The following is a 2,349-nucleotide window of genomic DNA, read 5'->3' as shown; positions in this document are numbered from 1 at the left end:
CGGCGCTCGCCCGGCGCGGCGGCGCGGTCGTGCTGGCCGGGTGGGGCCCGCCGGAGCGGTGCGCCACCTCGTCGGTGCTGCGGGTGGGCGCCCGGCTCGCCGACCCGATGTGCGCCCCGGCGCGCTGGCGGCCGTGCGGCCGGGACGACCTGGAGACGCTCGCCGAGCGGGCCGGGCTGCGGCCGGACGGATCGGGGCGGGTGGCCTGCCCGTTCGGGTACGCCGACCTCGACAGCGCGGTGCGCGGACTGCTGTCGACGGGGCTGTTCGACGCGGCGGAGCGGGCGACCGATCCGACGCAGGTGCGCAAGGAGATGGCGGAGGCGCTGCATCCGTATCAGCGGGCTGACGGGACGGTGTGGATGCCGAACGTTCTGCGGTACCTGATCGCACGGGCGTGAACGTGCGGGTGCGCGGGCCCCTGCCGTCCGTGGCAGGGCCCGCGCACCCGGTGGTCCTTCGGCCGAGTCAGCCCATGAACTTCTTGAACTCGTCGGGGAGTTCGAAGTCCTGACCCTGGCCGCCCTGGCCGCCGCCGGGCATGCCGAACGCGCCGCCCTGCTGGCCCGCCTGCTCACGGCGCGCCGCAGCGGCCTGCTCGTCGGCCTTCCGCTTCATCGGGTTGCCGCTGCGCTGCTTGCCCTTGACCTTCTTCTGCTGCTTGCCCTTGCGCTTGGCGCTGCCGCCGCCACCCGGCATGCCCGGCATCCCGGGCATCCCCGGCATGCCGCCGCCCTGGGCCATCTTCGACATCATCTTGCGCGCGTCGAAGAACCGCTCCACCAGGTTCTTGACCGCACTCACCTCGACGCCGGAACCACGGGCGATACGGGCGCGGCGGGAGCCGTTGATGATGTTCGGGTCCTGGCGCTCGCCCGGCGTCATCGACTTGATGATCGCGGCCGTGCGGTCCACGTCCTTCTCGTCCAGATTGTTGATCTGGTCCTTCATCTGGCCCATGCCCGGCAGCATGCCGAGCAGCTTGGAGATGGAGCCCATCTTGCGGACCTGCTCCATCTGCGCCAGGAAGTCGTCGAGCGTGAACTCCTTGGGGCCCTTCGCCAGCTTGGCCGCCATCTTCTCGGCCTCTTGCTGGCTGAAGGTCTGCTCGGCCTTCTCGATGAGGCTGAGCATGTCGCCCATGCCGAGGATGCGGGACGCCATGCGGTCCGGGTGGAACGCGTCGAAGTCGTCCAGCTTCTCGCCGTTGGAGGCGAACATGATCTGACGGCCGGTGACATGCGCGATGGACAGCGCGGCACCGCCGCGCGCGTCGCCGTCGAGCTTGGAGAGCACCACACCGTCGAAGCCGACGCCGTCGCGGAAGGCCTCCGCGGTGTTCACCGCGTCCTGACCGATCATCGCGTCGACGACGAACAGGACCTCGTCCGGGCTGACCGCGTCACGGATGTCCGCGGCCTGACGCATCAGCTCCTCGTCGATGCCGAGGCGGCCGGCGGTGTCGACGATCACGACGTCGTGCTGCTTGGTGCGGGCGAAGTCGACCGAGTCCTTGGCCACCTTCACCGGGTCGCCGACGCCGTTGCCCGGCTCCGGCGCGAACACCGCGACACCCGCGCGCTCGGCGACCACCGAGAGCTGGTTGACCGCGTTGGGGCGCTGGAGGTCACACGCGACGAGCAGCGGGGCGTGGCCCTGCCCCTTCAGCCAGCGGCCGAGCTTTCCGGCGAGCGTCGTCTTACCGGCGCCCTGGAGACCCGCGAGCATGATGACCGTCGGGGGCTGCTTGGCGAAGCGGAGGCGGCGGGCGTCGCCGCCGAGGATGCCGATCAGCTCCTCGTTGACGATCTTGATGACCTGCTGGGCCGGGTTCAGCGCCTGGGAGACCTCGGCGCCGAGGCTGCGCTCCTTGACCTGCTTGATGAACGACCGTACGACGGGCAGCGCCACGTCGGCCTCGAGCAGGGCGATCCGGATCTCGCGCGCCGTGGCGTCGATGTCCGCCTCGGACAGGCGGCCCTTGCCCCGGAGGTTCTTGAAAGTCGCTGCGAGGCGATCGGAGAGGGTATCGAACACGGTGGTCGCGAATCCTTCGGTCGGATGTCGGGTCGGCGGTCGGCCTCCAAGGGTATCCGCACGTTGAGGTAACGGTCTGCCCCCGGGCGTGCGCCGCCCGGATATCCCCACCCCGCCCCTTCCCGAACCGGGGCTCCGCCCCGTCCCCCGAGCGGGGGCTCCCGCCCCCACACCCCCGCCGGGGCTCCGCCCCCGGACCCCGCTCCTCAAACGCCGGAGAGGCTGGGTGTGGGGCATCTCCGCCCCGGGCCGCTCCGGGAACGCCCGACGGGCTGGGATGGGGCATCTCCGCCCCGGGCCGCTCCGGGAACG

The 2,349-nt window shown here is 71.6% G+C and carries 1 protein-coding gene and 1 pseudogene; one reads left to right on the top strand and one right to left on the bottom strand.

Annotated features, from left to right (window positions below; translation table 11 throughout):
- Nucleotides 1-401, top strand: a pseudogene (locus EEJ42_RS32210) (SAM-dependent methyltransferase); the annotation flags it as partial.
- 67 nt (nucleotides 402-468) lie between these two features.
- On the opposite strand, the gene ffh reads toward EEJ42_RS32210, so the two are convergent.
- The gene (gene ffh / locus EEJ42_RS32205) at nucleotides 469-2,037 is read right to left on the bottom strand and encodes a signal recognition particle protein (RefSeq protein WP_123105443.1); all 1,569 of its coding nucleotides are present in this window, start codon (nucleotides 2,035-2,037) and stop codon (nucleotides 469-471) included.
- Between the last annotated feature and the right edge of the window lie 312 nt (nucleotides 2,038-2,349).

The organism is Streptomyces botrytidirepellens, assembly GCF_003721215.1.
GTDB classification, from domain to species: Bacteria; Actinomycetota; Actinomycetes; order Streptomycetales; family Streptomycetaceae; genus Streptomyces; species Streptomyces himastatinicus.
Note: the sequence above shows the minus strand (reverse complement) of the source record. Positions and strands in the feature narration are given on the sequence as shown.